This window comes from Paenibacillus xylanexedens (genome assembly GCF_007680605.1).
In the GTDB taxonomy this organism is placed as follows: Bacteria; Bacillota; Bacilli; order Paenibacillales; family Paenibacillaceae; genus Paenibacillus; species Paenibacillus xylanexedens_B.
The window spans coordinates 332,006-358,313 of the sequence record NZ_VEIO01000003.1 but is presented as its reverse complement, the minus strand read 5'-3'; the positions used below and the strand labels follow the sequence as shown (position 1 = coordinate 358,313).

27 protein-coding genes and 1 other annotated feature are annotated in these 26,308 nt (G+C 43.5%); of the genes, 18 read left to right on the top strand and 9 right to left on the bottom strand.

Going from position 1 to position 26,308, the window contains the following annotated elements; all coding sequences use genetic code 11:
- Positions 1-145 precede the first annotated feature (145 nt).
- On the bottom strand, positions 146-1,525 hold the full coding sequence (locus FS818_RS19395; RefSeq protein WP_145333790.1) for a beta-barrel domain-containing protein: 1,380 nt from the start codon (positions 1,523-1,525) through the stop codon (positions 146-148).
- Positions 1,522-3,756, bottom strand: a complete 2,235-nt coding sequence (locus tag FS818_RS19390) for a peptidase domain-containing ABC transporter (protein ID WP_145333788.1) — start codon at positions 3,754-3,756, stop codon at positions 1,522-1,524. Before FS818_RS19390 ends, FS818_RS19395 begins: the two co-directional genes overlap by 4 nt.
- A gap of 345 nt (positions 3,757-4,101) precedes the next feature.
- On the opposite strand from FS818_RS19390, the gene FS818_RS19385 reads away from it, so the two are divergent.
- The 4 genes from FS818_RS19385 to FS818_RS28920 all read left to right on the top strand — a co-directional run bounded on the left by FS818_RS19385 (position 4,102) and on the right by FS818_RS28920 (position 5,688).
- A complete protein-coding gene (locus FS818_RS19385; protein WP_145333786.1) occupies positions 4,102-4,311 on the top strand; it encodes a hypothetical protein in 210 nt (69 codons plus the stop codon).
- Between the two features lie 27 nt (positions 4,312-4,338).
- Positions 4,339-4,536: a hypothetical protein gene (locus FS818_RS19380; RefSeq protein ID WP_145333784.1), complete on the top strand. Its 198-nt coding sequence runs from the start codon at positions 4,339-4,341 to the stop codon at positions 4,534-4,536.
- A gap of 72 nt (positions 4,537-4,608) precedes the next feature.
- Positions 4,609-5,259, top strand: coding sequence for a CPBP family intramembrane glutamic endopeptidase (locus FS818_RS19375; protein WP_145333782.1), 651 nt, complete (start codon positions 4,609-4,611; stop codon positions 5,257-5,259).
- Between the two features lie 255 nt (positions 5,260-5,514).
- Entirely contained in the window at positions 5,515-5,688 is a 174-nt protein-coding gene (locus FS818_RS28920; RefSeq protein WP_186331899.1) for a hypothetical protein, read from the top strand.
- 728 nt (positions 5,689-6,416) lie between these two features.
- On the opposite strand, the gene FS818_RS19370 is transcribed toward FS818_RS28920, so the two are convergent.
- Positions 6,417-7,145: a helix-turn-helix transcriptional regulator gene (locus FS818_RS19370; protein WP_186331898.1), complete on the bottom strand. Its 729-nt coding sequence runs from the start codon at positions 7,143-7,145 to the stop codon at positions 6,417-6,419.
- A 370-nt stretch (positions 7,146-7,515) separates the two neighbouring features.
- Between FS818_RS19370 and FS818_RS19365 the strand changes: the two genes are divergently transcribed.
- A complete protein-coding gene (locus tag FS818_RS19365; RefSeq protein WP_145333779.1) occupies positions 7,516-8,976 on the top strand; it encodes a carboxylesterase/lipase family protein in 1,461 nt (486 codons plus the stop codon).
- Positions 8,977-9,126: 150 nt separating this feature from the next.
- Here the strand turns inward: FS818_RS19365 and FS818_RS19360 are convergent, their stop codons facing one another.
- A complete protein-coding gene (locus tag FS818_RS19360; protein WP_145333777.1) occupies positions 9,127-10,278 on the bottom strand; it encodes a VanZ family protein in 1,152 nt (383 codons plus the stop codon).
- 272 nt (positions 10,279-10,550) lie between these two features.
- Here FS818_RS19360 and FS818_RS19355 point away from each other — a divergent pair, with 272 nt between their 5' ends.
- From FS818_RS19355 to FS818_RS19325, 7 genes are all read left to right on the top strand, one after another.
- Entirely contained in the window at positions 10,551-10,892 is a 342-nt protein-coding gene (locus FS818_RS19355) for a zinc ribbon domain-containing protein YjdM (RefSeq protein ID WP_145333775.1), read from the top strand.
- Positions 10,893-11,088: 196 nt separating this feature from the next.
- Positions 11,089-11,646, top strand: a complete 558-nt coding sequence (locus FS818_RS19350; RefSeq protein WP_145333774.1) for an RNA polymerase sigma factor — start codon at positions 11,089-11,091, stop codon at positions 11,644-11,646.
- Positions 11,603-13,264: a DUF4179 domain-containing protein gene (locus FS818_RS19345; protein WP_145333772.1), complete on the top strand. Its 1,662-nt coding sequence runs from the start codon at positions 11,603-11,605 to the stop codon at positions 13,262-13,264. Before FS818_RS19350 ends, FS818_RS19345 begins: the two co-directional genes overlap by 44 nt.
- A 114-nt stretch (positions 13,265-13,378) precedes the next feature.
- Positions 13,379-13,623 (top strand) — a binding site (T-box leader).
- Between the two features lie 78 nt (positions 13,624-13,701).
- Complete coding sequence (locus FS818_RS19340) at positions 13,702-14,520, top strand: class I SAM-dependent methyltransferase (RefSeq protein WP_145333770.1); 819 nt, start codon at positions 13,702-13,704, stop codon at positions 14,518-14,520.
- A gap of 100 nt (positions 14,521-14,620) precedes the next feature.
- A complete protein-coding gene (locus tag FS818_RS19335; protein ID WP_145333768.1) occupies positions 14,621-14,878 on the top strand; it encodes a hypothetical protein in 258 nt (85 codons plus the stop codon).
- Positions 14,875-15,255: a retropepsin-like aspartic protease gene (locus tag FS818_RS19330; RefSeq protein WP_145333766.1), complete on the top strand. Its 381-nt coding sequence runs from the start codon at positions 14,875-14,877 to the stop codon at positions 15,253-15,255. The genes FS818_RS19335 and FS818_RS19330 overlap by 4 nt, the downstream gene beginning before the upstream one ends.
- 153 nt (positions 15,256-15,408) lie before the next feature.
- Complete coding sequence (locus tag FS818_RS19325) at positions 15,409-16,470, top strand: LLM class flavin-dependent oxidoreductase (protein WP_090921199.1); 1,062 nt, start codon at positions 15,409-15,411, stop codon at positions 16,468-16,470.
- 148 nt (positions 16,471-16,618) lie between these two features.
- On the opposite strand, the gene FS818_RS19320 is transcribed toward FS818_RS19325, so the two are convergent.
- On the bottom strand, positions 16,619-17,284 hold the full coding sequence (locus FS818_RS19320; protein WP_145333764.1) for a TetR/AcrR family transcriptional regulator: 666 nt from the start codon (positions 17,282-17,284) through the stop codon (positions 16,619-16,621).
- Positions 17,285-17,536: 252 nt separating this feature from the next.
- Between FS818_RS19320 and FS818_RS19315 the strand changes: the two genes are divergently transcribed.
- Positions 17,537-18,319 (top strand): SDR family NAD(P)-dependent oxidoreductase, encoded by a 783-nt coding sequence (locus tag FS818_RS19315; RefSeq protein ID WP_145333762.1) that lies wholly within the window; start codon positions 17,537-17,539, stop codon positions 18,317-18,319.
- A gap of 51 nt (positions 18,320-18,370) precedes the next feature.
- Here FS818_RS19315 and FS818_RS19310 read toward each other — a convergent pair whose 3' ends face one another.
- Together FS818_RS19310 and FS818_RS19305 are read right to left on the bottom strand one after the other, a co-directional pair.
- A complete protein-coding gene (locus FS818_RS19310) occupies positions 18,371-19,678 on the bottom strand; it encodes a VWA domain-containing protein (protein ID WP_145333760.1) in 1,308 nt (435 codons plus the stop codon).
- Positions 19,679-19,782: 104 nt separating this feature from the next.
- A complete protein-coding gene (locus FS818_RS19305) occupies positions 19,783-20,247 on the bottom strand; it encodes a DUF4385 domain-containing protein (protein WP_145333758.1) in 465 nt (154 codons plus the stop codon).
- A gap of 155 nt (positions 20,248-20,402) precedes the next feature.
- Here FS818_RS19305 and FS818_RS19300 point away from each other — a divergent pair, with 155 nt between their 5' ends.
- The 5 genes from FS818_RS19300 to FS818_RS28915 all read left to right on the top strand — a co-directional run bounded on the left by FS818_RS19300 (position 20,403) and on the right by FS818_RS28915 (position 24,756).
- On the top strand, positions 20,403-20,870 hold the full coding sequence (locus FS818_RS19300) for a DUF1877 family protein (protein ID WP_145333756.1): 468 nt from the start codon (positions 20,403-20,405) through the stop codon (positions 20,868-20,870).
- Positions 20,871-20,983: 113 nt separating this feature from the next.
- A complete protein-coding gene (locus FS818_RS29385; protein WP_260984862.1) occupies positions 20,984-21,112 on the top strand; it encodes a hypothetical protein in 129 nt (42 codons plus the stop codon).
- A 187-nt stretch (positions 21,113-21,299) separates the two neighbouring features.
- Positions 21,300-22,850: a copper amine oxidase N-terminal domain-containing protein gene (locus FS818_RS19295; protein WP_145333754.1), complete on the top strand. Its 1,551-nt coding sequence runs from the start codon at positions 21,300-21,302 to the stop codon at positions 22,848-22,850.
- A 255-nt stretch (positions 22,851-23,105) separates the two neighbouring features.
- Positions 23,106-24,557 (top strand): GNAT family N-acetyltransferase, encoded by a 1,452-nt coding sequence (locus tag FS818_RS19290; RefSeq protein ID WP_145333752.1) that lies wholly within the window; start codon positions 23,106-23,108, stop codon positions 24,555-24,557.
- Between the two features lie 34 nt (positions 24,558-24,591).
- The gene (locus FS818_RS28915) at positions 24,592-24,756 is read left to right on the top strand and encodes a hypothetical protein (protein WP_186375551.1); all 165 of its coding nucleotides are present in this window, start codon (positions 24,592-24,594) and stop codon (positions 24,754-24,756) included.
- Positions 24,757-24,917: 161 nt separating this feature from the next.
- On the opposite strand, the gene FS818_RS19285 is transcribed toward FS818_RS28915, so the two are convergent.
- Positions 24,918-25,376 carry a GNAT family N-acetyltransferase gene (locus FS818_RS19285; RefSeq protein ID WP_260984861.1) on the bottom strand — a complete coding sequence of 153 codons (459 nt, stop codon included), beginning with the start codon at positions 25,374-25,376 and terminating at the stop codon, positions 24,918-24,920.
- Complete coding sequence (locus FS818_RS19280) at positions 25,373-26,293, bottom strand: D-alanine--D-alanine ligase (protein ID WP_145333750.1); 921 nt, start codon at positions 26,291-26,293, stop codon at positions 25,373-25,375. The genes FS818_RS19285 and FS818_RS19280 overlap by 4 nt, the downstream gene beginning before the upstream one ends.
- Positions 26,294-26,308 lie beyond the last annotated feature (15 nt).

Below are 26,308 nucleotides of genomic sequence, written 5' to 3'. Positions count from 1 at the left end.
CAAATTAGGTGATATACTTGATAAGTTTTTCTAATGGAGTTAGAGAAATGAAGCTAATAACTGGAGATATCTTATTGATGTATCTTCATAGTTCTTACTATTAAAAATAAAACAGAGTCGTACTTAACATGTACGACTCCGTTTTTTATTTTGTCCAAAAATCCATTTTCTCTAATAGCCATTTCAAGGCTGATTTTTGCTCCGTAATAATGTACGCCTCGGCTTGCATTCCTGATTTAATATGCTTAGATTGACCAAGAATATTTTTCAATACGATGGATTCGAGATTAGCATCAACCATATAGTAACTCGAGCCATTCTGCGGATTTATTAAGGCATCGCTACTAATAGATGCTACTTTCCCAAGCACCGAACCATATTCTTCTCGAGGAAAGGCTGCAAAATGAAAGCGGACAGTGTCTCCCTCGTGAATACGGCCTACATCCTGTTGATTCATAGCAATTTGAACAGAGTATATCGTATTTTTAATTGGAACTATATCTAATACTTGTAATCCTTCCTGAATAAGCTGTCCCTCACCGATCTCATTGATGATGTTGATGACGCCTGAAGTCGGTGCAGTTGCTGTGTAATTATTCAGACTAGAACTAATGGTGTTAATTCGGCTATTAAGTTCCTTTTGTTGTTGTTTTAACTCTTCAATACTACCTTGCAACTGAACGTACAAGTCCGATTTTTGTTTTTTTAACGTTTCTTTCTGCTGTAATGCATCCTCCAACTCTGACTGAGTTGTGAATCTAAATTCACTTTGATTGGTTTCCATCTGCAACTTGATTGTCTTTAGCTTCTCTTTGGCCGTTGCCGCGGTTAGCTCATCACCGTTAAAGATAGCTCGTTTATAATCTTCCTGGATTTGTGCTTCAGCTAATGAATTTTGAGAAGCCTTCAAGCTATGGTTTTCATATCGTTCATATTCTAGAGAACCAGAGGCCAAGTAGTTTTTACCATAGTTAAGACTTTTAAGTAGGAGGCGTTGGTTAGCAATTTTTTTATCCGTTTCGACCAGATCAGCCATCACCTTTAAAATATCTAATTCTAGTTTATTCTGTAATGAATTATTGTGACGCAACAGGGTTTCAGCCGTTGTGTAGGGCTTTATTGCCTCATTACCCGAAGATAGGGCTACAGAGAGTTGTTCAAGGCCAGTCAATCGTTGCTCTGACTCTTTTAAATCTTCTTGTAAGCGGGTTCGATCACTTTTAAGTGTTCCAGTTTGTATGGAGAAGAGTTTGTCTCCAGTATGAACTTGCTGTCCCTGTTGGACATAGATTTTTGAGACGCTTCCTGTAGCCTTATTTATGATTTTGGATATTCTTTCATTGGGCTTAATCACTCCAGAAGCTTTCACAACGATATCAATTTGAGCTTTCCAACTCCAAATTAAAGCAATAGCGAGGACGACAGTTAGCAATATCAGAAACCAACTAATAAAGGCAGGTGACCTTTTTTCCAACATTTCTCTACTGTCTCTAAGTTCTTCAAGGTTTAGAAGTTTAAAACTCATACCATCGCCCCCATGTGTCCCGATTTAGGTAGAGCGCGATTTTCTTCTTGTTGGCTTCCTGAATCTAATCCAGGTAACTGATCCTTCCAAAGCTCGTAATATCTACCTCGTAGTTGTAATAGCTGACTATGTGTTCCAGACTCGACTACGATACCTTTGTCCATGACAAAAATGCGATCACAGCGCATAACCGTGCTTAGTCGGTGAGCAATAATGATCATGGTCATATCCTCTAAGCCATGAATCGTATCAGATACCGCTTTTTCGGTTGTTGTATCCAAATTGCTGGTGGCTTCATCCAAGATGAGTATGTCTGGTCTAGTTAGTAATGCTCGTGCCAAAGCCAGTCGCTGACGCTGTCCACCTGACAAATTAGAGGCATTCTCTTCAAGATTAGTCTGATAACGCATAGGCAATTGATTGATAAAATCGTGGGCACTTGCTTGTTTTGTAGCTTCGATAATTTCATCCATTTCTATCTCGGAAGTTGCTCCCATGGCAAGATTATCTCTAATCGTTCCACTGAAGAAAAATGTTTGTTGCGGGATATAACTTATTTTCTGTCGAAGTGACTCAATAGAAATATCTTTTATGTTGTTCTCTGAGATTAGAAGTTCTCCCTTTTTTGCTTCGTAGAAACGGAGTAATAACTTGACTAAGGTGGTCTTACCAGATCCACTTTCTCCTACTAATGCGACTTTTTCACCTGGATTAACATGCAGAGATACGCCATTTAAAATTGATTGTCTTGTCCCATAGCGGAAATGAACATCTTGAAAGTTAATAGAGCCCTTCAGTGTGGTTGGTCTGATATTGCGGTCATCGGATTCCTTTTTCTCAGGTTCCAGATCCATAATTTCAGTTAGCCGATCTGCAGCAACAATAGCGGTCTGTAGGGAGGACTGCAAGTTGATTAGATTTAAAATGGGATTTAGAAAGTATGCGAGCAGAGCATTAAACGTAATGAGCTGTCCGATGGTTAATTGCCCTTTCAATACCTCGTTAGCACCAATCCACAGGATGGCAATCCCACCAACACCTTGAAGAGCTCCCTTAAGATTAGATTGAAGATTGTTAGAATATCCGAAACTGAAGAGAGTACGTAGCAATGTAACGAACTTTCTCTCAGTTTCTAGATTGGCTTCTCTCTCAGCTTGGTAAGCTTTAAGTGTCTCAATACCATTAACAGATTCAACAATATATGAAGTCAATGCAGCGTTTTGCTCCATTTGCTCTCGATTTTGTCTTTCGAATGTACGGTGGAATCCCCAAACAATCAGAGCGTAAAGTGGGACCAAAATCGCTGTTATTCCAAAAAGGAATGAGTTTTGTGAATATAAAATGATTCCACCCGCTATGACCATTAAAGTATCAATCATTATGGTTAGAGCAGCGCTGGATATAGCTTCCCTCACTTTAGATGCGTCCATAAGTCGGGAGATGATTTCTCCTGTTTTACGTGTCTCGAAAAAGGAAAGAGGCAGTCTCAAGACGTGATAGTAGTATCCAAGGATTAATGAGATATCTAACTTCTGGCTCAGGTACAGTAACAGGTGGCTTCTAAATGCATTTAACAACACCTGTAGTAAAGTCAGGACGATGACACCAATTGAAATCCAATGTAGGGTCTGCTCTAGTCTGTAAGGAACAATCGAATCAAGTAAGAATTTAAAATAAAATGCACCTAAAAGGCCTAAGGCCGTATATAACAATGACGCGAAAAAAATCCCCAATAACATACGTTTCTGAGGGAGAAGTAGGGTGAAGAAACGAGATAAGGTACCTTGTGTTTCATTTTTCTTCTGAAACTGTGTGGTTGGAACCATAAAGATTAGGATACCTGTCCAAATCTTGAAAAATTCTTCGGGGTTATACTTTACAATTCCTTTTGCTGGGTCGGCTATAATTACTTTTTTCTTTGTTATCTTATGTATAACTACATAATGGAGAAGTTTTTGATCGATAACTACATGTGCAATGCAAGGCAGTGGGAAGTCACTGAAGAAGGCTTCCGGGTTCCCTTTAACAGCTTTGGCTGAGAAACCTAGTTGTTCTGCAGCCTTGATAAGACCTAATGCATTAGTGCCTTGTTTATCAGTACCTGCAATTTCTCTAATACGAGTAAGCGGGATTTTTAAACCGTGATGACGCGAAATAGTTGCTATACAAGCTGCACCACAGTCCTTTTGATCATATTGTTTTTGAATACTGAACCTATTGAATAAAGACATGTGAACCTCCGAAAGTAGTAAATCATGACTTAAATATCGTATTAATCAAAGTTTCTACACTTTTACTATGGGAAGTATCATTTCTAAAATCTTGATTATCTACCCAGAATATAAGAAGAGAATGTTTAGAATAAGCTATATGGCATATGGAGTACATATCTAATAGTGGATATAGGATTATATTTTTATTAATTGTAGATTTTATACTATGTATATGAATTAATTATGTTTTATATGGCCTAGGATCAGATAACAAGTTAATAAAGAGATGTAAAAAAGATATTGACAAAAACTAATTTAAGTATTAATTTTACATAGATTCAAAATTATAGGAGGTAGTAGCATATGAATAATAATTTTAGTCAATTGTCTATGTCTGAGTTGGAAGATATCAATGGAGGGGGCATTATGGAAGACTTGGGTAAAGCTGTGGGATATGGCGTAGGCTATGTTGGACAAGGGGTTGTAGAAGGCGTTAAGGGCATAGGTTCAGCAGTTAAAGAATTCGTTAATCCGTGGAACTATATTAATTATGCTACGAATGGTAGAAGATAATTTATTTTAATTAGGAGGTAAGAATGTATGCATACACAATTTGTAGAACTTAGTTCCGATGAAATGTTACAAATAGATGGTGGTGGCTGGTTTTCAGATTTACTAGATACAGCAGAGAAAGCAAGCAAGAACGGCCTTTTAAGAGGTGTGGCAGTTCTAGAACCAATTTGGGATTTCTCAAAAGGGTTTACGAGCGGTGTAGTGGATGGATGGAATAAAAGATAATTAGTAATGAAGTAGCCTGATTACGTATAATCTATGTAACCAGGCTACTACTGTAAGAGGTGGGATAGAGTAATGTATTCGGGCAAAGTATATAGTTTTAAAGAAGTTGCTATGAAAATAGTCTTCATATTGTCAATACCAGCACTATTAATGATTATAATCTCTACAACACTTAAGATAATGGGTATTCGAAATATAGATGAGGCATTTATATTTATGTTATTTCAAGTGCTATCATATGTCGCTTTTCTCTCCTTAAATAATCGATTTAGAGGTTTTATATCTGATAAGTTAAAATTGAGTTTGAGACCAGTATTAGCCTACGTTCTTGCTGGGTTGGCATTATTTACCCTATCATCGATTTTTATTTTAGGTTTTGGTTTTGGTTCGGATGAAAGTCAAAGGGAAAGTTTGAAATTGGATGAATTAAATCAGGTTTTTAACGTAAAGAACATATTTATGATCTTGTCCATAATAATCATTATACCTTTTTATGAGGAGTTACTATTCAGAGGTTTACTTTTTACTACCGTACTTAATAAATTTGGTTTCAAATGGGCTTTGATTGTTTCCTCGGTGATCTTTGGGCTTCTGCACAGTGACTTATTCATTTTGACTACGATATATGGGCTGATATTCAATTATATCTATTTTAAAACAAATTCTCTGATTCCTGGTATAGTTCTTCATATGGTCTGGAATGCTTTAGTTGTACTGTTATAAGATACGAGATATCCATGTATGTTGGAGGAGCCCATGAATAAAAAAAATTACTACGGAATTTTTTTATTGTTAATTCCACTTGTCAATCTTATTTATGTATTTTTGAAAGAAAAAAGGTTAGCCTTGTTATCGCTTGTATCATTACTAATTATAATGTTATTTATATCTGTAGAGTTTATTAAATTAAGGAAATCAAAGAAAATTAAAAAGTAGCTTTGGGGTGAGGTAAATTAAGAACGGAGGCTCTTTTCTTTGATGAATATAAAATGGGATCGGTATGGGAAAGGTATTTTACCTGTGATTATACCTATGGTAGGAGTTATTATTTTTAATACATTTAACCTTCTACTAAAAGGTATAGTTACTCTTACCGAAGAATCTTATAGTCTAGGATATAAATTAGGTCTTTTAATCGACAATCTGCTGTAGCTAAGATTGATATAACACGAATTGTGAGATGAGGAGTTATGAATTCAAAAATATAAAGGCATTAATAACTATTGATTTTATCATTGGCTTTACTGTATTACATCTTAATTTTAGTACAAGCCGACATCAATATATAATTTGATTGTATTTTTACTTCTCGTGTATTTTTATAGCCAAACTCATAATATAATGTATGTGCCATATTTCATTCTACAATTTTTCGTTTTTTCCCTCGTATTACTAAATCGCCTATTTCCTCATTTTCTGAATGATAAAGATCCTTCTGTTAACACCTCAATGATCATTCTCAGTATTTTAGGTGTGCTTTTTATGCTGGCTGTAGCTTTCGGTATTAGAATAAAAAAACAAAAGTAGATTATAGCAAGATTTGAAATAACCATGGAAAGGAAAGGGAGTTCATTATTGAAAGAATACAGATTATCACTGGTAGTTATAGTAATTGGTTACACACTAGCGATGTTGAAAGCGGCTTCTATGGCGACAAAGTTATTGTTAATAGCATTAGTTTTTTGGACTATACTGTTAGTAGTGCAAGCGATCCGTGATGGGGCTCTAAGTCAGCCCTTAGTGCTTTTCTGGATGGTTACAGTCACCGTATTTCTTATTCACCTAAGTACTATTATTTCAGGAATAAGAAGTTTATGAATATAATAAAAGAAAACAAACGGGACTTCAGCGTATGTCTCACTACTAATGTCCCGTTATTTTTAATAAAACTTTTTCATAAATCCCCCACGATCATTCACTCCGGATTTCATATAAATCTTCTTCACAAAGTTTCTTACTGTGCCTTCCGTAATTCCTAATTTCTCACCTATGTATAGTGCTCCTTTATTCTGTAGCCAGAGATTGGCAACTTCACGCTCTCTTGCCGTAAAACAGTAAGTATCAAATAGATTATCTATCTGATTATGAGTCTGCATTTCTAACTCTAATTCGTATTCAATAGAGGCTACGATAGATGAAACTAAAGCAAATATACTGTCATATACAAACGGGGTATGGCGTGAGAAATTTAGAAAAGCTACTATTTCACCTTGAACTTTAATTGGACTGCAAAGGCAGAGCCAACTTTTGAAGAAGCTTAGTTGATGTTCGTCACCTTCAAGGAATATGTTCTCCCCTGTTTTAATGGCGATAGAGATGGCGTTAATTCCTCCTGATTCCATGGACATTGCACTACCTGGCCTAACGATCAAGGGTTCGAAATCCTGATAAAGAGAATCCTCCCCATGGATATCTAGTACAATTCCCTCTAGGTCTACTAGAAAAAAGAGATGTGGATAAAAGAACTGCCCTTGTAGCAAATTTAGTTTACTTCTAAACAGCTCTAGCACTTTTTTATTGGAGTTCTGCCTCTTCTTTAATCCAGTATGAGAAATGTGAGTTTTGAGTTCTCGCAATGAAGTTCCTTTATACTCTGATTTCCAATCCATCCATTGTGCTCTTGAGAATTGGAGTTTTGAACTCCAATTGGGCGGAACCGCAGTTCTGGGATTGTGGAGTAGAGTCATGTTGCTCATCCTTTGCTTTTGAATTGAATATTAATTATATGGTGAAATTTAACATAAGGCAAATTACCCACTATTAAGTAAAAATATAGGCGAAAAGAACGAAATGGAGTCTGGATATTACATTTTCTCTGAGGACGCTATAGTTAACATCAAACGGTATCCATCTGGGCAAAATTTGTAAATGGGTATGCCGAAGATTTATACTCAAATATATACACATGTTTAGCCTAATTAAGCTCTAATCATGATTGCCAATGAAAGTATTCAATCACGGAGAGGATGTAGAAGCGGAATGCGAGAACTTCAGGTTCAAACGAAATATGGTACGGTTCAAGGCGAGCTTTTACACGGTGCAAGTGTATGGAAGGGTATTCCGTATGCGAAACCGCCAGTGGGAGAGCTGCGTTTCCGAGCTCCGGTACAGCCCGAGTCATGGGAAGGAATCAGACAGGCGACCGAATTCGGGCCTGAGAATATACAGCCGCGTCGGGATTCGGAATGGATGGGCGGGCAGAAGCCGCCAGAGTCAGAAGACAGTCTGTATCTGAACATATGGGCACCCGAAAAAGAAAGCAGTCAGCCCCTTCCCGTCATGGTCTGGATTCACGGGGGATCGTTCGTAACCGGATCAGGCAGTCTGCCTGTATATGATGGCACACAGCTGGCTGTTCGCGGCGACGTCATCGTGGTGACGATTAACTATCGTCTTGGGCCGCTAGGATTCCTGCATATGGCTCCGCTGCATGATTCCTACGTATCCAATGCAGGCCTGCTGGATCAGGTAGCGGCGCTGCAATGGGTGAAAGATAACATTACTTCCTTCGGCGGTGACCCCGGTCAGGTAACGGTGTTTGGCGAATCGGCAGGCAGTATGAGTATTGCCGCACTAATGGCGATGCCAGCAGCCAAAGGGCTTTTCCAGCGTGCCATCATGGAGAGTGGCGCTTCGCAATTCATGCCAGCTGAACAAGCTTCAGCCTTGCGTGAGGGCATGTTGAAGGTGCTTGGTATAGACCGGGACAGCCTGGCCAAGCTGAACAGCATTCCGGTAGAGCAGATTATGGCGGCAGCAGAAACGGTGAAGCAACAGAGCGGAGCAGGTATGGCCTTGTTGTTCCAGCCTGTGCTTGATGGTGAGACACTGCCCCAGATACCACTCCAGGCTGTAAGTGAGGGATTCGCGCAGGATATTCCGGTACTGATCGGAACAACGCTGCATGAAGGATCGTTATTTATTCAGCCAGATGTCCCGTTTTCCAATGAAATTGATATGGTGCAGGGCGTTGATTTCATGACGCCTGATCTGGAGAATCGCGCTGCTATCGCGGATCGTTATCCGAAGACAGCAGATGGACAAGCTCAAGTTATGACGGATATGTTCTTCTGGCGGTCAGCACTACAGTATGCATCTGCACAGCAGAAACATGCCCCGGTGTGGATGTACCGTTTTGACTGGGTAATGCCGGAGCATCCGCTTCTGAGAAGAGCGATTCACAGCATTGAGATGTTCTTTGTCTTTAACACGCTGGATGCGCTGAAATTCATGAAGGCTGTGCCGGATGAAGCGGCTAAAGCGCTTGCTCTCAAAGTACAGGATGCCTGGATTTCCTTCGCGAGAAACGGCAAGCCGGAGACAGCAGGAATCGAATGGCCTGAATATCGTGAAGATCGGGCGACACTTATTTTCAACCATGAGATTGAGGTTGTGCATGACCCAGAGGCTTCCAAACGCGAACTGCTGGGTGTTAAGTAAGGTATCCTTCAATCACAAGTCTGAGAATATACAACGAGTTCTAAAATCTTAGTCTTTCTAATTGCAAAAGGCGGCCTCATGGAATAACCATGAGATGCCGCCTTTTTTGGCTATGTGGTCGTCTCTGTTAGGGAGAGCACACTTGATTTATTATTTACGGGAGGCTCGCGTATGAGAGGCCTCGTCGAAGTAGAAGGAACGTTTTCCACCCGAGAATATCACGACCAACACATGGATAAAGAGGACGAAATATACGAGGAAGACTAAAAAGTTTATGCCTAGGAAAATCCAGACCAGATAAGAATTAAGCACATCATCCTGGTAGTTAGGGGATGCATACTGACTTACCAGTTGAATAACCGTTAACACAAACCACGGAGCATATATGGCAATAAATCGTTTCAATAATGCTCTAAGCGTCGGCATACCCGTTTGACGATCGACATATCGGAACCGGAGAACGGCAGAGCCTGGCGTGACTCCGTTGCGTACCCAAGGGATAAAGAACAGCACGATAACCATCGCCGTGGACGTATTGATAACATCCTGAATATCATTGGACGCTGTGAATATGGAGATGAAGGTGTCGATAATCATGACAACAATACCGTCGATCAGCAGTGCGAGCAACTGTGGCACAGGATAGACGCGGTTTTGCTCCATGATTTGCTCACTCTTAGCTTGAATACTCTCACGTGACGGGAACAAGGCCAACACAAGCGGGGCTGCGAAAAATCCAATCACTGCACCTGAGGTGTTCAACATTAGATCATCCACATCGAACAGTCGGTAAGGACAACTGAAATACCCGTACAACCCGGTGAGTTGCGTGACTTCGAAAAATAAGGAAAGCCCAAAACCGGCGACAAAGGCATGTTTCCAGAATGCTCTCTTTTGCCAGAAATACCGGATATAGACCCCCAGCGGCATGAGTAGCAGGACATTAAACAGCACCTGCAAGAAAGCACGGCCCTTAATCATGTTGATCCATGTAGAGGGTTGAGACCAGATGATGGGTGTTTCCCTCATAATGTCTTTCACAAACATAAAGGGCTGAAGGTTGTAATAGACCGCATTCGCTGCGTGGCCAGCACAGTTATTTCGAGTCGCGGGAAGCGGCAGGATCACAAGGCAGTAAGCAGCCATGAGGAAGAAAATAAAAGAAAAGCTGACGGCAAACCGGGACCAGCTAAAGAAGCCGTCTTTGCGATAACCATAGATTAACCACGGCACCAGCAGAAACATGGATGCAATGACAAAGATGATAAACGCGGTCTGAATGGGGAAAACATAGGATGACATAAGCAGAAACTCCTTTGGCATGGAAATATAAGCAGAGGACAATGTCCGTAAGGTTTATAAAATGATATTCGTTACTGTTTGCATACTTACATATTAAGCGGATTTCCTTAAAGCAAGGGTAGAATCAAGTTTAAATTTGGTTTAAATTCGGTGTGGGTGGAACCTTCCCTATAAGTTAAACATGTGTTGCAGTGATCCATCGTATGGAACAAACGGCCCAAATCCCGTATACTTGCATGTAAGCCAATTTTAGAATGGAGAGTTTAATACATATGTCTACTTTGCCTAATTGTCCGAAATGTAATTCGGAGTATACGTACGAGGACGGAAATTTGCTCGTATGCCCGGAATGTGCGCATGAATGGTCTTTGGAAGCGGATCAAGGGGATGCCGAGGAATCCAAAGTTGTGCGTGATGCCAACGGGAATGTACTGAAGGATGGGGATACCGTTACGGTCATTAAAGACCTCAAGGTGAAAGGCAGCTCGCTCGTCGTGAAACAAGGAACCAAGGTGAAGAATATTCGTCTGATCGATGGAGATCACGATATTGATTGCAAGATCGATAGCCTTGGCGCGATGAAGTTGAAGTCCGAATTTGTGAAAAAAATCTAGGGTGGCGTGCAGGGACTGCACTGTACATGAGTCCTAATATACTTGTCTTCATCCATCAAGAACGTTCATTTCTGCATTGCTGTGGAAGTGAACGTTCTTTTTTGGGCTGTGCGGAGAGAAGAAGAATGAACCTTTGAAGGATCGGCTTTGTCTATAGTTTTGAAAAGGCTGATGCAAAAGAAAGGAGGAGAGTCGTTTGACTGAAAAAGAACTGTTCGAAATGTACAACAAAGATGTGTACCGGACGTGTTACTACATGCTCCATCATGCGCAGAATGCGGAAGATGTCTGCCACGACGTTTTTATCACTGTCTTCCGTCAGGATTGGAGGAAGGTGGAATACATGAAAACATGGCTGATGAAAATCACAGTGAATCACTGCCTTACTTTTATGAAAAGAGAGCATGCATCCAAGCAACGGGAAAAAAGGGTTTTTATGCTCACGCCGCAACGAACGGTTGATCCGGTTGACGAGGTGGCTCAGCATGCGGAGGAATCGGATCTCTGGGAACATTGGGTTCAGGAGTTGCCTGAGAAAATACGTTCAGCCATTCTGCTACGCTATATGAACGAATTCAGTTTATCGGAAACGGCCGAAACGCTGGAAGTTCCGCTGGGCACGGTGAAGTCAAGAATATATAAGGGAATTCGCCTGCTGAGGAAAAAATGGGAGAAGGCCAGCAATCAACATCAGAAAGGGGAAGTGTACAGTGAAACATACGGAAGAAAGATTGTCTCATCATCTGAAAAATGAAACGGATATCCATTATCCCGATTTTAATGCCATGTGGGATCAGATTCAAAAGGATCAAGAGCGTTGCCCTGAGCTTCATGCTTCAGCGAGGAAAGAAAATGTAAGGCAGAGCCTGAGATGGAAAAAAACCACACTGATAGGAACAGCAGCCGTTATTCTTATGGCGACACCTGTATACGCAGCAGTCCACTATGACTGGTTTGACCTGTTGAATCACCGGAGTGGTATCCAGAATGCGCTGCAAAATGGACTTGGACAGAAACTGAATCAATCTGTGACAGTGGGCGGGGTAACACTAACACTCGATACTGCCTTTTCTGATGATAATCGTACCGTTATTTTGTACACCTTGAACCCCGGTAAGTACAAAGGAGATACGGTAAGATTCCCTTCGATCGGCCTGCGGGATGAGACTGGGAAGCAAATCGAAGGCAGGTATTATCATGATTTTGATCAGGTGAACGGAGTATACAAAGGTTATTTTGAAACGGAGTGGACACCGTCAGGAAAAGAGGCCAATGTTGATTTCACAGTAAGTGGAATCCAGGTATTGGCTCCCGAGGAACAGGCAATTAACCTGGATCTTTCCCAGCGGCAGTCACAAGGGTTCGATATCCATCAAGACGGCTTGGGTAAACTTGCAGTGAGTGTATTCAACGAGAAAGATAATCAAGTGATGCTGTCTACATCGTTAACTTATGACAAGTCTGATGTCCGTGAGTATGCTTATCCTTTTTTAAAGATTTATGATCAAAAAGGACAGACATTAGATTCGGTTGCACCGAGTATAAGCGGTAAGCCAGGAGCGCATGGTGAATATATATCAGAACAGTTCTATAACCTGGATACGTTAGAGCAGCAAGCCTCATCTTATGTACTCGCGTATCATAAAGAAGAAGGCAGAATGGATCAGCCCCTGAATATCGGTATCCGATTAGATAAAACGGAGATGCTTAGCGGCACGAGCAGAAAAGTGTTGAATCTCCCTCTGGGCCAGCAATCGGAAGGGGTACTCGTGAAGGAGGCCATCATTACACCGACACAAATCCGGGTGATTCTTGCTCAGGATCGAGCCATCTTGCAACTGCCCTATTTGAAATATGATCTGGATGTGAATGGTACCCGGTTGGAAGGTGCCGTATGGCCGTCAGATCATTCAGATCAAATGGAATTGCGCTTTGAAGTAAACCCAGGTCTGAAGATCAATCCGGATACCCCAATGACTCTGTATGCCCATCATCAAGTTCAATATATTGAGGGTGAATTCGAGCCGGTTACTTTACCTTCAATTGGTGAGAAGCCACAAGTTGTGGATTCAAAGCTTGGCGGTTATATAATCCATTGGACATATTACCTTAAGGACGGGGATTTGTACGTGGAGAGGTATAGTGATGATCCGCATTTCGGGGGGATGAATCAGACCTTTATGCTCTTAAAGGGTGAACGAAGCTATGGTATGCCGACCAAGACCCAGTTTGCAGGCGACGGAGACAATCAGGGCATTGATCGGTATGAGAAGTATACATCGGATACCGCCGTTGTATATCCTTGGAGGTATAGTATAGAAGAACCGAAAGCTAAAATAGCTGTACCATTAGTGGAAAAGAAGCAAAAATAAGAAGGATTGATGTAATACGGTTATATTTTATAAATGAGTGAACTGTCTGGTTTACTGTGAATTTAGAGTTGACAGTAAATATTTAGGAGAACTATACTTGGTAAAATTAAAATAACAAACGCAATGATCAGGAGTATTAAGGTATATGGCGTGGTTCAGAGAACTGTCAATTCGGTGCGAGACAGTCCAGCCTGTCCCCAACTCACCTGTGAGCGGCAGGATCGAATGCGTTCCAGGTAGATCCTGACGGGCAACCTCCGTCATCAGGTCATGAGATGTTATGGAAGGATAGGGTTGGTATAATCCTGTCTATAAACAAAAAGAGTGGTACCGCGAAGGTCAGACCTGTCGCCTCTTAGCTGAGGCGGCAGGTCTTTTTGATGTTCTTTGATGTTCTGTAAAGCTTAATTCCAGAGAAAAGGGCAGGTGTACAAGAGATGGACAGAGATCGAGAGCGCATTATTCAATATTATTCCGGATTTGATGAGTGGGGCAGGCTGGAGCGTGAGCCTATTGAATTCATCATTAACATGCATTATATTCGCGAACATCTTCCGCCGAGCGGTATGGTTCTGGATAACGGTGCAGGACCGGGAAAATATGCGATGGAGTTAGCCAGACAGGGGTACAGGGTTACGTTATCGGATCTTACACCTTCATCGGTAGAACAAGCACGAGAAAAAGCCGAAGCGTTTGGGTTGACGCAGCAGTTTGAGGGATTTCATGTATTGGATGCGACTCACCTGAACGAGATTGCGGATGAGACCTATGATGCAGCGCTGATGCTTGGACCGCTGTACCATCTGCAACAGGAAGAAGCGCGGGAGGCGGCAGTGCGTGAACTCTATCGGGTAACAAAGCCGGGAGGCGTTGTATTTGTGGCGGTACAGACCCGGATGCGGATGAGCATCAACTCACTGCAATCGCCGCATCATTGGAGGCCCAATGACAGCGTGGATGCGATTCGGTCTTTTGTAGAAAGAGGCACGTTTGATCATCAGGATCAAGGGCGTTTTACGGGAGCATACTATTTTCATGTGCAGGATGTTGTGCCGTTCATGGAACAGCACAGCTTCGAGACTGTTCAGTTGATTGGTTCCTCCAGCCTTAAAGCAATGATCACAGAGGAGCAACAGCAATACTGGAGGGAACGGGGGGAGGAGCAAGAACTGCTTCAATACATGATTGAGGCAGCCAAAGATCCTTCCATTCTGGGAATCTCGTCCCATCTGTTGTATATCGGAAGGAAGTTGTAGAAGGCTAGCATTTCTATAGCTTAATTTTCGGTTAGTGAATTCATTGAATGGATAAATTGCATGTTATAATGGAGGTATCGAATAATCGGAGGTGTCAACTATGCAATGGAAAGAGGTTCAAGAACGTTTCCCGAATGAGTGGGTTGTTTTTGAAGCGACGAAGGCCTATTCGCAAGAAGGTCAACGTTATATTGAAGAAATGGCTGTTATAGATTCATTTAGTGATTCAACAAAGGCCTTGAAACGATATAGCGAATTGCATCAGGAAGACCCTAATCGGGAATATTGTTTTTTTCATACCTCACGTTCTGAAGTGGTGGCTAGAGAAAGGTATGTTGGAATAAGAGGTCCTAGATGAAGATAGCAGATATTTATGGATTACCTTTTATAAGTGTACAACTGGTTTACAGAGGTAAAAAACTTACGCTGAAGAAAGTACTTCTTGATACAGGGTCGGCTAGTACATTATTAAACGCAGATGTGGTTATGGATATCGGAATGATTCCGGAAGAGAATGATGTTGTTAACACAATAAGAGGTGTTGGCGGCATTGAGTATGTTTATACAAAGTCACTAGACTCCATCGATGTAGATGGAACTGTTGTGGAAGACTTTGAAATTGAGATCGGAAGCATGGATTATGGTTTGGAGATTGACGGGATCTTGGGTTTCAATTTTATGAAACAAACAGGAGCCGTTATTAATCTAAACTCTATGGAAATACTCCTAAGGTGATCCTGATGTAATAAGAAAAGTGCCCTCTGGAAACAGAGGGTACTTGTATTTTTGCTCAAAATAGTCCAATATAAAGGTATATAACAAAAGGTGATCTACTTACAATAGGTTAGATGAACGACGGATCGCTTCATACACAGGGAGGAACATATCATGGAAATCGGAATCAGTACATTCGTGGAAACAAACCCGGATGTTAATACAGGAGAAGTAATTAGTCACGCACAGCGTATTCGTGATGTTGTGGAAGAAATCGTTTTGGCAGATCAGGTGGGTCTGGATGTGTATGGTGTAGGGGAGCATCATCGTTCGGACTATGCTGCTTCATCCCCGGCAGTCATTCTGGCGGCCGCAGCTTCGCAGACGAAAAACATTCGCTTGACCAGTGCGGTAACCGTGTTGTCGTCGGATGATCCAGTACGTGTGTTTCAGGACTTTGCGACATTGGACGGTATTTCAAATGGACGTGCAGAGATTATGGCTGGTCGTGGCTCATTTATCGAGTCCTTCCCGTTGTTCGGTTATGATCTGGGCGACTATGATGAATTGTTCGACGAGAAATTGGATCTGCTTCTGAAACTGACGGAGTCGGAAAAAGTAACCTGGTCAGGCAAACACCGCCCTTCCTTCAACAACCTGGGCATCTACCCGCGTCCGGTGCAGGAGAAGCTTCCGGTCTGGATTGGCAGTGGCGGTAATCAGGAATCGGTTGTTCGTGCAGGGCTGCTCGGGTTGCCACTTGTGCTTGCCATTATCGGTGGTCGTCCGAAACAATTCGCACCTCTGGTGGAGCTGTACAAAAAAGCAGCCGCACATGCCGGACACGATGCTTCCAAGTTAACCGTCGCTTCCCACTCTCACGGCTTTGTTGCCGATACAACCGATGATGCGGTAGAGAAGTTTTTCCGCCCTGCACAAGCGGTAATGAACCAGCTGGGACGTGAACGCGGATGGGGACATTATGGACGTGAAACATTTGATGCGGCACGTAGTCTGGAAGGTGCATTGTACGTAGGGGATGTGGACACCGTCGCTGAGAAGATTATCTATCTGCGCAAAGAGGTTGGCATCACCCGTTTCATGTTGCATACACCACTGGGTACACAGCCGCATGATGAGGTTATGCACGCGATCGAACTGCTCGGCAAAGAAGTTGCACCGAAAGTGCGTGAGGAAATTGCACGCTGGGAAGCGGAGAATCAAGAGGCACGCTAAGCCGGCTGTAGATGATCTAAAAGATCTATTCATGTACACCGAGATAGAGTAGCAAAAGAAAAAGGAGCATGTCCTAAGCGTATTACGCGAGCGGACAGGCTCCTTTTACGTTTGACGTTAACCTTTTCTACATGCACCAATCTTGTGTCTATCCTTTCGCAGATTTGTTCACAAGAGAGCCTATAACCATCGATAACGTATGATCATAGAGGGTTTTGGCAGCTTCTTCGTTCTCGATATGTCCTCCCAGGTACAGATGAATCACACCATGTAAGGGAGCCCAGATCATACGCACCGCAAGCAGGGGATCTTGCACCTGAATCATTCCTTGTTCAATGGCTGACTCAACTAACCCAGACACTTGCTTCAGTGCAGTCGCTGTTCCCTGTAACGTCTCTCCGTCCGGTTTGAATTCGGAAAAAGAACCTCCAAACATCAGCTGATAGAAGCTGGATTGAGAAATGCCGAAGTCCCAGTAGACGTAGGCCAGATCACGGAAATATTGTTCGAATGATGCTTGCCGGGGAACAGCTTCAAAATGCTGAGCCATAACAGAGCATCCCTCTAGATATAGATGTTTGGCTAACCCTTCTTTTTTACCAAAAAGGTTATATATGATCTTGGTAGAGCATTCCATGCGTTCAGCTACGCGGCGTACCGTGACGGCTTCGGGTCCATGCTCTTGTAATAAAGCAGCAGCAGCATGCACAACATTTTGCCGAAGATTATCCGAGTGCTGCAGTCTGGCTTCCTGAAAGGTTGTTACCGTATGTGCAGGTTCCGCGGAACCCGAATGTATATCCTTATCCTTCATTGATTTCATCCTCATAACCGTATTGTTGTTAATCAGAAACTGCGACGTTTCCTTTGCTTATGGTCATTCTACTGTTTTACGCCAGATCACGTCAATTTAGTTGGACTCTTGAAAGTAAGCACGACGTTCTGAAGTCGATTTAAACTGATTGAATTTGACAGGAGCATGAATATTGGTTACGATGATTTTATATGGTAACAGTGTTTCCTATAGAAAACGTGTGTTCATATCAATGTAGAGGGTGGATGAGAAATGATAAAACAACATCAATGGGCACTTATTACAGGAGCTTCTTCAGGAATAGGTGAAGTTTTTGCACTCGAAATGGCTTCGAAGGGTAATCATGTTGTGCTAGTAGCAAGAACGGAGTCTAAGCTGGAACAGTTGGCAGAACGAATCAAACGTACATATCAAGTAAGGGCAGAAGTGATCGTATCGGATCTCTCCGAATTAGACGCACCACAGAAGGTATATGAGGAATGCCAGAAACGGGGAATACAGATTGATATCCTGATCAATAATGCTGGATTCGCTACTCATGGTTACTTTGAACAATTGCCGGGTTCCCGGCAACAGGATGAGATTGTGTTGAACGTACTAGCTTTGACAAGCATGACGCATCTTTTCTTGCCAAATATGTTAGAGAAGGAGAATGGCACGGTTATTAACGTAGCCTCGACGGCAGCTTTCCAGCCTGATCCGTTTATGGCGGTGTACGGGGCGACAAAGGCATTTGTACTTTCTTTTACAGAGGCGTTATATGAAGAAAACAGGAAACGTGGCGTTCAATTTTTGGCCTTATGTCCGGGCTCAACCGAGACGCCGTTCTTTGATGTCGTGGGCGCTAATGAAGCCTCCGTTGGCAAACGGGATACACCTGAGCATGTCGTGGAAGTGGCCATGAGGGCGCTGGAGAAAGGCAAGCCATATGCAGTACCGGGTGCCCGGAATTACTGGACAGCACAGTTCTCCCGCCTCATGCCACGCAAGTCCATGTTACGAATTGTAGGAAGCATGTTAAGACCACGATTCTAAGATTACAAGTGGGAAAGCTACAAGCCTGAATTAACCTTAGAAGATGAACTCTTAGGCCAGAATGCCTTTGGCCCGAGCTTCTTTGATCCAGCCTGGGAATTCGTTGAGCAGACGATCGTACAATTCTTCATCGCTGATTTTCGAGATGTCGTCCAGTGCGAAGAAGTTAGCGTTATCAATGAAACGCCCCTCCATTTCATCGAGATTCTCCAAAACACCGTAATTGGCTCTACCCAAACCAACGAATTGCCAGAACAGATTTTTGGTTGAGCTTTCGGTAATCAATCGCTTGATTTTTCCTTTTTGACTAACCCCGCCATCGCTAAAAAAGATAATATACGTTGGAATCTTTACATTGGGTTCCTCGATGGTGTATTTATGAATGACATCTTGCATTACAGGTGGTTCGTTATTGGTACCGCCTTTGCTCCCCAGCTTGTATGTACGTTCAATATAATTCTCAAAATCTTTGGCGGTGACGCTAGGGGCACGTAAGAAGTCTTTGGCGAAGAACCATACGTCTAATTCCCCGTTGTCATCAAATGCGGATGCAATCGCCAGTATCCGCTCAAAGGCTTCTTGCACGATGCCTTTACGATACAGATGGTACATGGACCCTGATGCATCGAATACAACGGCAACACGTGCCTGAATAGGTTCAACCTTTTTCTTTTGGAGAGACAGGGTTACTTTATGCTTGAGAAGATCGATTTTGGTCAAGTTCAGTGGTGGAAGGCTCGGGATCGGATCAGCAACGGGTACCGCGGTTTGGGATGAGGCTGCTGCCACTTCGGCTTGTGCTGTGAGCAGGGCCTGTTCGGCTTCCGAGGCATCGTTACTTTCAATCTCTACCCCGAAGGATTCTGCCAGCGGTTTCAATCCACCGAAGAAACCACGTCCGATGGCACGAACTTTGAATCCGTCACGATACTTGTAAATTTCAATGAAAATAAGCGCTGTTTCTGCCGTGGCCTGCGTAATCTCATACGTAATCTGCTGGGAACCTGCTTGAATAACCGCCTGGCATGTACGAACGTCGGCGAATGTATGTCCCGCATCAAGTGTAGCCGTGAACACACATTTTTCTACAGAGGCCTGCCGTAATATATGCGTATCCAGTACAAAAGTGGATTGCCATTCCTTTATCTGTTGCAAACGAACGCTGTTATGCGGGTCAGCCTCCTGATTATAAAATACAAAATAGTCGTCGGAGGGGACTTTTCCCGCTTCGTTGACCATGAAACAGCTAACATCCAAGGCAGAGGGGGCGGATTTGCATTTGATCGTCACCTGAAGCTGAGCGCATTCGTTAATGTTGGTATTCTGGCCTGTGTTTAATTGTATGAACGAATCTGTCATGGTTGGCTGCGCCTCTTTTCTCCAAAAATAGTGGTGGAAAACAAACAGTAACAAGATAGATTTTGAACCATATGTTTCCACAAGTCAATGATTTCAAATAGGGCCTAGCCCTCCTCTGACTCGTACTTTTCCCGATGTTGCTTCATCATTTTCACGTAGTCGGGATCTTTCTTCGCTACCTCCCATTGCGCTTTGAAAATAGCTGCTGCTTCCGCCTTCACCGGGTCGTTCTGATAAGGCAGAACGGAGCCATCCTGCTTCGAATATTTACGCCCGCCTTTATGATTGGTATAACGTCTCGCCCGGGTGTAGCCCATCTGTAAAAACTTGCGAGCCATATCCATGCCAACGAAATCCCCCTGTTTCTTATACTCCAAAAATAGTTCATAGATCTTCTCCGATGACTCTGTCGCGATCTCAGGTGTTTTGAACCGCCAGTGCGGCAGCATCTCGCTTTTGTAGGGTTCCACCATAAGTACCCCTTGCTCGCCCCGGCCAACGGTATATAATTCAGGCTGCTTGCGCAGATCGAGTTCCTCGTAATTAAGACTGTAGTCAAATTTTTTCATCGGGATGTCCTCCTTAGGAAATGGTTCGTTTGCGCTCCCCACATGAGCATCGTATGGTGACGTTATTGTGCCCTTTTTCCTTTTTACCCCGATTCTGATGTAACATGCACGGTTAATGGGGAACAATAGAAGGAAATGTCAGGAGGGATAACGCGATGGGCATGTCGGGCAGATATGTGGTTGTAACCGATGAATTGGTAAATTCCATTCAATCAGGAGAGGTTAGTGTGCATGATTGTCAGGTCGATCTGGATATTGATAAAACGTGGCAGATGCTACAGTTTACGTTGAACGGTAACCTTGTGGATGGAGAACCTCCGCTAGGATACGTTGTGCCGCTGGCTAGTCAGCAGTATTTGGGTAACTATTCCGATATGGATCTGTTCTTGATTAATAACAAGCAGGTTCTTGAGGCTTATATGGCCTTGGAGCAACTTACCCCTGAGGATGTGAGGATACGTTTCAGCTTGGACAAGATGCTTGCTGAAGGGGTATACCCCGTAATGGAAGGTTGGGACGAAGAGGAGATTTTTCAGGAGATCGTGCAAACGATTGATATGATTCAGGCTTTGTTTCAAGTCACCGTAGAGAACGGCAACGGGATTATCTTCTACGTGTTCTAAAATGGCTAGGTATCGCAAAATCACCGCATCATGTTTGATTCATATGCCATCCGGTTATTGATATAAACAAGGCAGTGCCTTGATGATATCCGCTGAAGAGAGGGAGAACGATGATGACACAAAATCAGAATGAAGAAAACAAAGCGATTCAAGACGATGAACCGGATCAATTCGAGACCCCTGTAACACCAGCAGATGAGGTGAAAGATGAAGAGCCTGCAGAAGATCAGGAGCAGGAATAGTCTGAAAATATTACATGAAACAGCATGTTTCCACGCGCATGTTATGACATATGAGTGATAGAAGAACCAGAAGGCCGGACGCGTTCCGGCCTATTTGGCCTATTTTTGTGCGTATCCGTTTACATTGTTTCCACCTGCCCTCATAATATGAATTGAACCATATTTTGCTAAGGGGGAGATCCCAATTATGAGTCGTAAGTTAAGCCAATGGATGGCATTACCGCTTGTCCTGTTACTGGTTATTCTTACAGGTTGTCAGGCCGTGGGCGGAGTTGATGTTAGCCAAGCCATGGTCAATAACACCAATGTAAAATCCGGTGAAACCAAACAATCCATGCATATTAACATAGAGCCGGACAAACAATTGGCAACCGATGAAGACCTCGAAATGATCAAACGAATTAACTCAATCTCGCTGAACATTGATCATGCCAAGATGAAAGATGCGAACACGGCATCGGTCAAAGGATCGGTGAGCATCGAAGGAACGAAATTGCCTTTCCATCTGTCTATGGACAAGTTGGGCATGACCATCGATGTCGATGGAGCTCAGAAACCGGTTTACATATCTCTGGATACACTTGGGGGAGCAGAGACCATGCTTCTTCCAATAGATACTAAAGAACTGGAGAAACAGCTTCAGGAGCTTTCTCCGAAGGTATTCACTTTTGTCATGAAACATCTGTCCAATCCGAAAAACATATCGGTTACCCCTGTTCAGGAAGCCGTAAATGGTGAAACATTGTCTCTGAACAAGCTACATATGGAGATTAACGGTGAAGAGATGCTTGCGATGGTTAAGCCGTTCCTGACAAGTATCTCTAAAGATGAGCAAGGTCTCAAACAGTTGATTGGAGACTTGTATGATGTGCTGTACCCTGTATTTGAAAGTTATATGGGCTTGGAAGGTATAGAAGGAGAAGGTATGGAAGACGAAGAAATGACTTCTATCTTGCCAAAATCGAAGGAAGAAGCAGTTACATCCATCTATGCCATGATTAAAGAAGGTTTGGACAGCATTCTGGCGAACTATGATCAGGAGCTGAACAACCTGCTGAAAGATACACCGGAGCTGAAAACAGTATTTGGCCCGGAAACTAAATTAAACATGGACTTCTTCATCGACAGCAAGCTGGATATTCGCAAACAAAAGATGTCGTTGAAGGTAGCTGTGCCTGCATCAGAAGACTTGCCAGTGCGCTCTGTAACGGTTAGCGCAGACAGTGAGCTATGGAATGTCGGCGGCGCGGTTACTGTTGATCAAGTAGATGCTTCCCGTGGTGTGATGGAACTAACCGAAGGGGAAGTTACACCGGGTCAGGTGCTTCGCAATTTTGATCCAAATTCATTTGTTTATCAATTCCTGAAAAATGAGATGAAGATTACAACGAAAAGCATCTTCCTCTATCCGGAAGACGAAGAGTTTGGTGCAATTACTGTCAAAAATACAACCTTTGTCCCGATTCGCTATCTGTCCGAGCAATTGGATGCAGAAGTGAAATGGACGAAAGGTTCGAAACAGATCGTTGTCATTGATGACATAACCGGAAACGAGATCGTGCTGACGGTAGATTCTCCGAAGGCCACCGTTGCGGGGCAAGAAGTCACGATGGTGGAATCCGCCTTTGTTGGCAAAAACGGCAAGACTTATGTGCCGCTTCGTTTCATGGCTGAATCACTTGGAGCCACGATTGAAAAAGAACAAGATACAGGCTGGATTTTCATTGATCGTCCGTAATCTAATGTAGATAGCTAAAAATGATGCGTGCATTGAAAGGGGATTTCAGAGAATGCCAGATTTCTCGTAATGATGTAGAAAAGAACAAGGCGCAAAAATTCCGTTAGATCAACACGGGATACGTCTGTCCTTTTTGACCCATTACGAGGAGCTTCGGCGTTTGATCTGAAAGGATGAAACGATACGGGAGTACCTCTATTGGAGGTACTCTTTTTTGTCGTGCCATCACAAAATAATCCCTAAGAGGTGTTCTATATGAATCATGGTTTCACGATTGTTGCTAATTCAGTAATGTTACGTCCCTTTACCTTGCAAGACCGAGCCGCGCTGACAACCTTGACACATCAGCCTGAAATTACCGACCTGTTACCCGATTGGAAGATGACAGAAGAGCAATTAAGTGAATTTTTGCAGTTTGTCGTAGGGGGTTATGAACAGTTTGATCCTCAGGATGTACGGATTATGCTTGCGGTCATTCATCAGGAGAGCCAGCGGTTGATCGGTTGGTGCGGTGTGTTTCCAAACGATATGCTTGATTCGTCTGATCATGAGGTAGCTTATGCCATTTCACGCGATTACCGCAACAAAGGTTATATCACGGAGGCGGTACGAGCGTTGACGACGTATCTATTCGAACATACGTCGTTAAACCGGATTGTGGGCATCGTGAAGACGTACAACCCGGCTTCTCGTAAAGTACTGGAGCATACAGGCTTCCAGTATGTGAATCGGAGACGTCTGTCTGATGGGGAGGTCTATGATTATTTTGAACTTAACAGTACGGATTCTGACGGGGAAGCTACTGGGTATGGGCAGAATAAATCCAAACCATTATCGATAAACCTGCGCCGGGCAGAACAAGAAGATGCCGTTGTGCTGACAGAAATCTGCACACGTGCTTTTGATCATGTCATGCACGTTTGGGCGAACGGAGAGCAGAAATTGGATAGCAATCTTTGTCCTCCGGGATATAACGCTGTTCGCTTGCATGAATATGTCATTCGTGAGTGGGACTACTATGTGGTGGAAGCAGATGGCTGTGCCATTGGTGGCGTGAGCATAAATGTGCTCGGACATGGAATCGCAAGGTTGGATAAAATCTATATCGACCCTGTCTGTCAAGGGCGCGGAGTAGGCTCACAAGTGATCAGACAGATTGAGACTGTGTTTCCGCATATTTTGCATTGGAGGCTGGAGACTTCTGGTCGGCAGACGAGTAATCATCATTTCTACGAAAAGCTCGGTTATGTACGGATGTATGCCTCCGAGTCAGAGTATGGTTATGAGAAGAAGATCGATACCGGAAGCGGGCAGCATGATCCAATTCAGGAGCATGAACATGTTCAAGCCAATTTGGATTCGATGTGGTACAGCTCCAGTACAATGAGGAACAGCCGCATCACCGATTGTAATATGAGTGGAAGCAAACTAACGAACCTGAAAATGACGGAAATGTTGCTGGCAGATTTACGTTTAACAAATACCAAGTTTGAATTCTGTGGGCTGGACGGGGCTCAGTTCCAGGATACACATCTGGGTACAGACCGCGTGCCAATGCAGTGGAGACATTGTGATTTGGAAGGCAGTCGATTTGTTGACTGTGATCTTTCAGGTGTTGAGCTTGCAGCCTGCCAAGTGTCAGGAATGAAAATTAACGGGATTCCTCTGGAGAAATTAATGGAGGCATATGAGTTGTCGAAGGCATGATAAAGCCCAATTTGAAAAGGGTATTGAATGAAGAATGACCTCGTGCTGTGCCTCATTCAAACAGATTAACCCGAATGACTGGGAGTCGGCGTCCAAAGAGTTCGTAAAGGACAACCCGGCCAAACGTCTGGGTGAATCCAAGGAAGTCGGCCGTCTGGTCGCATTCCTGCTGTCCGGTGAACAATCTGCCAAGTCCTAAATCAATCAGGATAAGACCATGCAACATAAACATTCCCTTCGAGCCATATTAGCGCTTAGAAGGGAATGTTTTATTTTTTATATTTATAGTTTCGAGGTTATATGCGGAGTTTTACCGTGAGCAGTAATGACCTGTATCCATATTTGGGCGTCCGACTTGGATTACGTATGTTGCAGCAACTGTGTTTTTTTGCTGAATCCGGTGCTACCAGCGGTATAACCCATATTTTGATAAAATGCATGCGCTGCTTCACGATCCGCACGATTACCGCTGTTTAGCGAGATAGAGTCGACCTGCTGTGTGGCTGCCCATTGCTCAGCAGCGAACAGAAGTTGACGGCCGATACCGGAGCCGCGGTAATGTTCGTGCACAACCAGTGCCATAATACGGCAATGTCTACCGTTCTTTTCATAGGAATATGATGTCTGCATACCAATCAGTCCCACTACACGCCCGCGCACTTCGGCTACCAGTGTTGTGAAATTGGTATCAGCGGCAATGTGAGTATATCTTTCCTGCATCTCGGCGTAAGTTGTTGGGTATCCCAGCTGATCCATGAGAATAACCATGTCCTGCAGATCCTGATCGGCGCTATGCCGGATATTTACATCTAGACTCATACACGAGACAACTCCCCGGAACGTTCTTTGAGAGACAGATCAATGATGGTGTCGAGTAGCTCGGCAAAAGAAATCCCCGCAGCGGCAGCACTTTTGGGTAGCAGACTGTTGCGGGTCAAGCCCGGTAAGGTGTTTACCTCCAGCACGTAAGGCACGCCATCCCGAATGAGCATATCCACTCTGGCATAGACACTGCATTTGAGTACGTTATAGCAGGTTAACGCTGCGGATTCTACGCGCTGATGCAGCTCGGAAGGTAGCTGCACGACCTGCTCATCCGCACCGTTATCATCATACTTGGCAGCATAATCAAAAAAGGCAGCATTGGCACGAATAGAGATCACGGGTAGCATTTTACCATCTACGATAGCACAGGTAATCTCTTCACCCTCAATGTATTGCTCGATCATTACACTGTCATCCCAGGCAAGAGCGGACTCTACTGCCGCAGGCAGGGATGATGGCTCATGGACGATCTGCGTTCCAATGCTGGAGCCGCCTGAGTTGGGTTTGACAACGACAGGGTACGTTAAGTGCTGGACAACCACAGAGGACAGATCTTGCATTCGGTTCACTTGAAGCCAGTCTCCCGTGAGTACCCCTGCTTGCCGCATGAGCTGTTTGGACATGTCCTTATCCATGCATACGCCGCTGGCAAGCACGCCGCAACCCGTGTAAGGAATGCCGAGGGATTCAAGCGTGCCTTGCACCGTGCCGTCTTCTCCGTATTTTCCGTGCAAGGCAAGCAAAGCTACATCGATTCCGTCCGATTTATCGATCAGATCCCGTTTGGAATTCAGCTCAATCGGTACGACCTCGTATTTGCTTCTGTCCAAGTTCGCAATCATCTCCTGTCCGGTGAGCAGGGAGATTTCCCGCTCTGAAGATGTTCCGCCCATAATAACGCCGACTTTCATATGAAATCCTCCTAT

Coding starts and splice junctions, on each gene's coding strand:
- FS818_RS19395 (WP_145333790.1), bottom strand. CDS start 1,525: ATGAGTTTTAAACTTCTAAACCTTGAAGAACTTAGAGACAGTAGAGAA.
- FS818_RS19390 (WP_145333788.1), bottom strand. CDS start 3,756: ATGTCTTTATTCAATAGGTTCAGTATTCAAAAACAATATGATCAAAAG.
- FS818_RS19385 (WP_145333786.1), top strand. CDS start 4,102: ATGAATAATAATTTTAGTCAATTGTCTATGTCTGAGTTGGAAGATATC.
- FS818_RS19380 (WP_145333784.1), top strand. CDS start 4,339: ATGCATACACAATTTGTAGAACTTAGTTCCGATGAAATGTTACAAATA.
- FS818_RS19375 (WP_145333782.1), top strand. CDS start 4,609: ATGTATTCGGGCAAAGTATATAGTTTTAAAGAAGTTGCTATGAAAATA.
- FS818_RS28920 (WP_186331899.1), top strand. CDS start 5,515: ATGAATATAAAATGGGATCGGTATGGGAAAGGTATTTTACCTGTGATT.
- FS818_RS19370 (WP_186331898.1), bottom strand. CDS start 7,145: ATGGATTGGAAATCAGAGTATAAAGGAACTTCATTGCGAGAACTCAAA.
- FS818_RS19365 (WP_145333779.1), top strand. CDS start 7,516: ATGCGAGAACTTCAGGTTCAAACGAAATATGGTACGGTTCAAGGCGAG.
- FS818_RS19360 (WP_145333777.1), bottom strand. CDS start 10,278: ATGTCATCCTATGTTTTCCCCATTCAGACCGCGTTTATCATCTTTGTC.
- FS818_RS19355 (WP_145333775.1), top strand. CDS start 10,551: ATGTCTACTTTGCCTAATTGTCCGAAATGTAATTCGGAGTATACGTAC.
- FS818_RS19340 (WP_145333770.1), top strand. CDS start 13,702: ATGGACAGAGATCGAGAGCGCATTATTCAATATTATTCCGGATTTGAT.
- FS818_RS19335 (WP_145333768.1), top strand. CDS start 14,621: ATGCAATGGAAAGAGGTTCAAGAACGTTTCCCGAATGAGTGGGTTGTT.
- FS818_RS19330 (WP_145333766.1), top strand. CDS start 14,875: ATGAAGATAGCAGATATTTATGGATTACCTTTTATAAGTGTACAACTG.
- FS818_RS19325 (WP_090921199.1), top strand. CDS start 15,409: ATGGAAATCGGAATCAGTACATTCGTGGAAACAAACCCGGATGTTAAT.
- FS818_RS19320 (WP_145333764.1), bottom strand. CDS start 17,284: ATGAAGGATAAGGATATACATTCGGGTTCCGCGGAACCTGCACATACG.
- FS818_RS19315 (WP_145333762.1), top strand. CDS start 17,537: ATGATAAAACAACATCAATGGGCACTTATTACAGGAGCTTCTTCAGGA.
- FS818_RS19310 (WP_145333760.1), bottom strand. CDS start 19,678: ATGACAGATTCGTTCATACAATTAAACACAGGCCAGAATACCAACATT.
- FS818_RS19305 (WP_145333758.1), bottom strand. CDS start 20,247: ATGAAAAAATTTGACTACAGTCTTAATTACGAGGAACTCGATCTGCGC.
- FS818_RS19300 (WP_145333756.1), top strand. CDS start 20,403: ATGGGCATGTCGGGCAGATATGTGGTTGTAACCGATGAATTGGTAAAT.
- FS818_RS29385 (WP_260984862.1), top strand. CDS start 20,984: ATGACACAAAATCAGAATGAAGAAAACAAAGCGATTCAAGACGATGAA.
- FS818_RS19295 (WP_145333754.1), top strand. CDS start 21,300: ATGAGTCGTAAGTTAAGCCAATGGATGGCATTACCGCTTGTCCTGTTA.
- FS818_RS19290 (WP_145333752.1), top strand. CDS start 23,106: ATGAATCATGGTTTCACGATTGTTGCTAATTCAGTAATGTTACGTCCC.
- FS818_RS28915 (WP_186375551.1), top strand. CDS start 24,592: ATGACCTCGTGCTGTGCCTCATTCAAACAGATTAACCCGAATGACTGG.
- FS818_RS19285 (WP_260984861.1), bottom strand. CDS start 25,376: ATGAGTCTAGATGTAAATATCCGGCATAGCGCCGATCAGGATCTGCAG.
- FS818_RS19280 (WP_145333750.1), bottom strand. CDS start 26,293: ATGAAAGTCGGCGTTATTATGGGCGGAACATCTTCAGAGCGGGAAATC.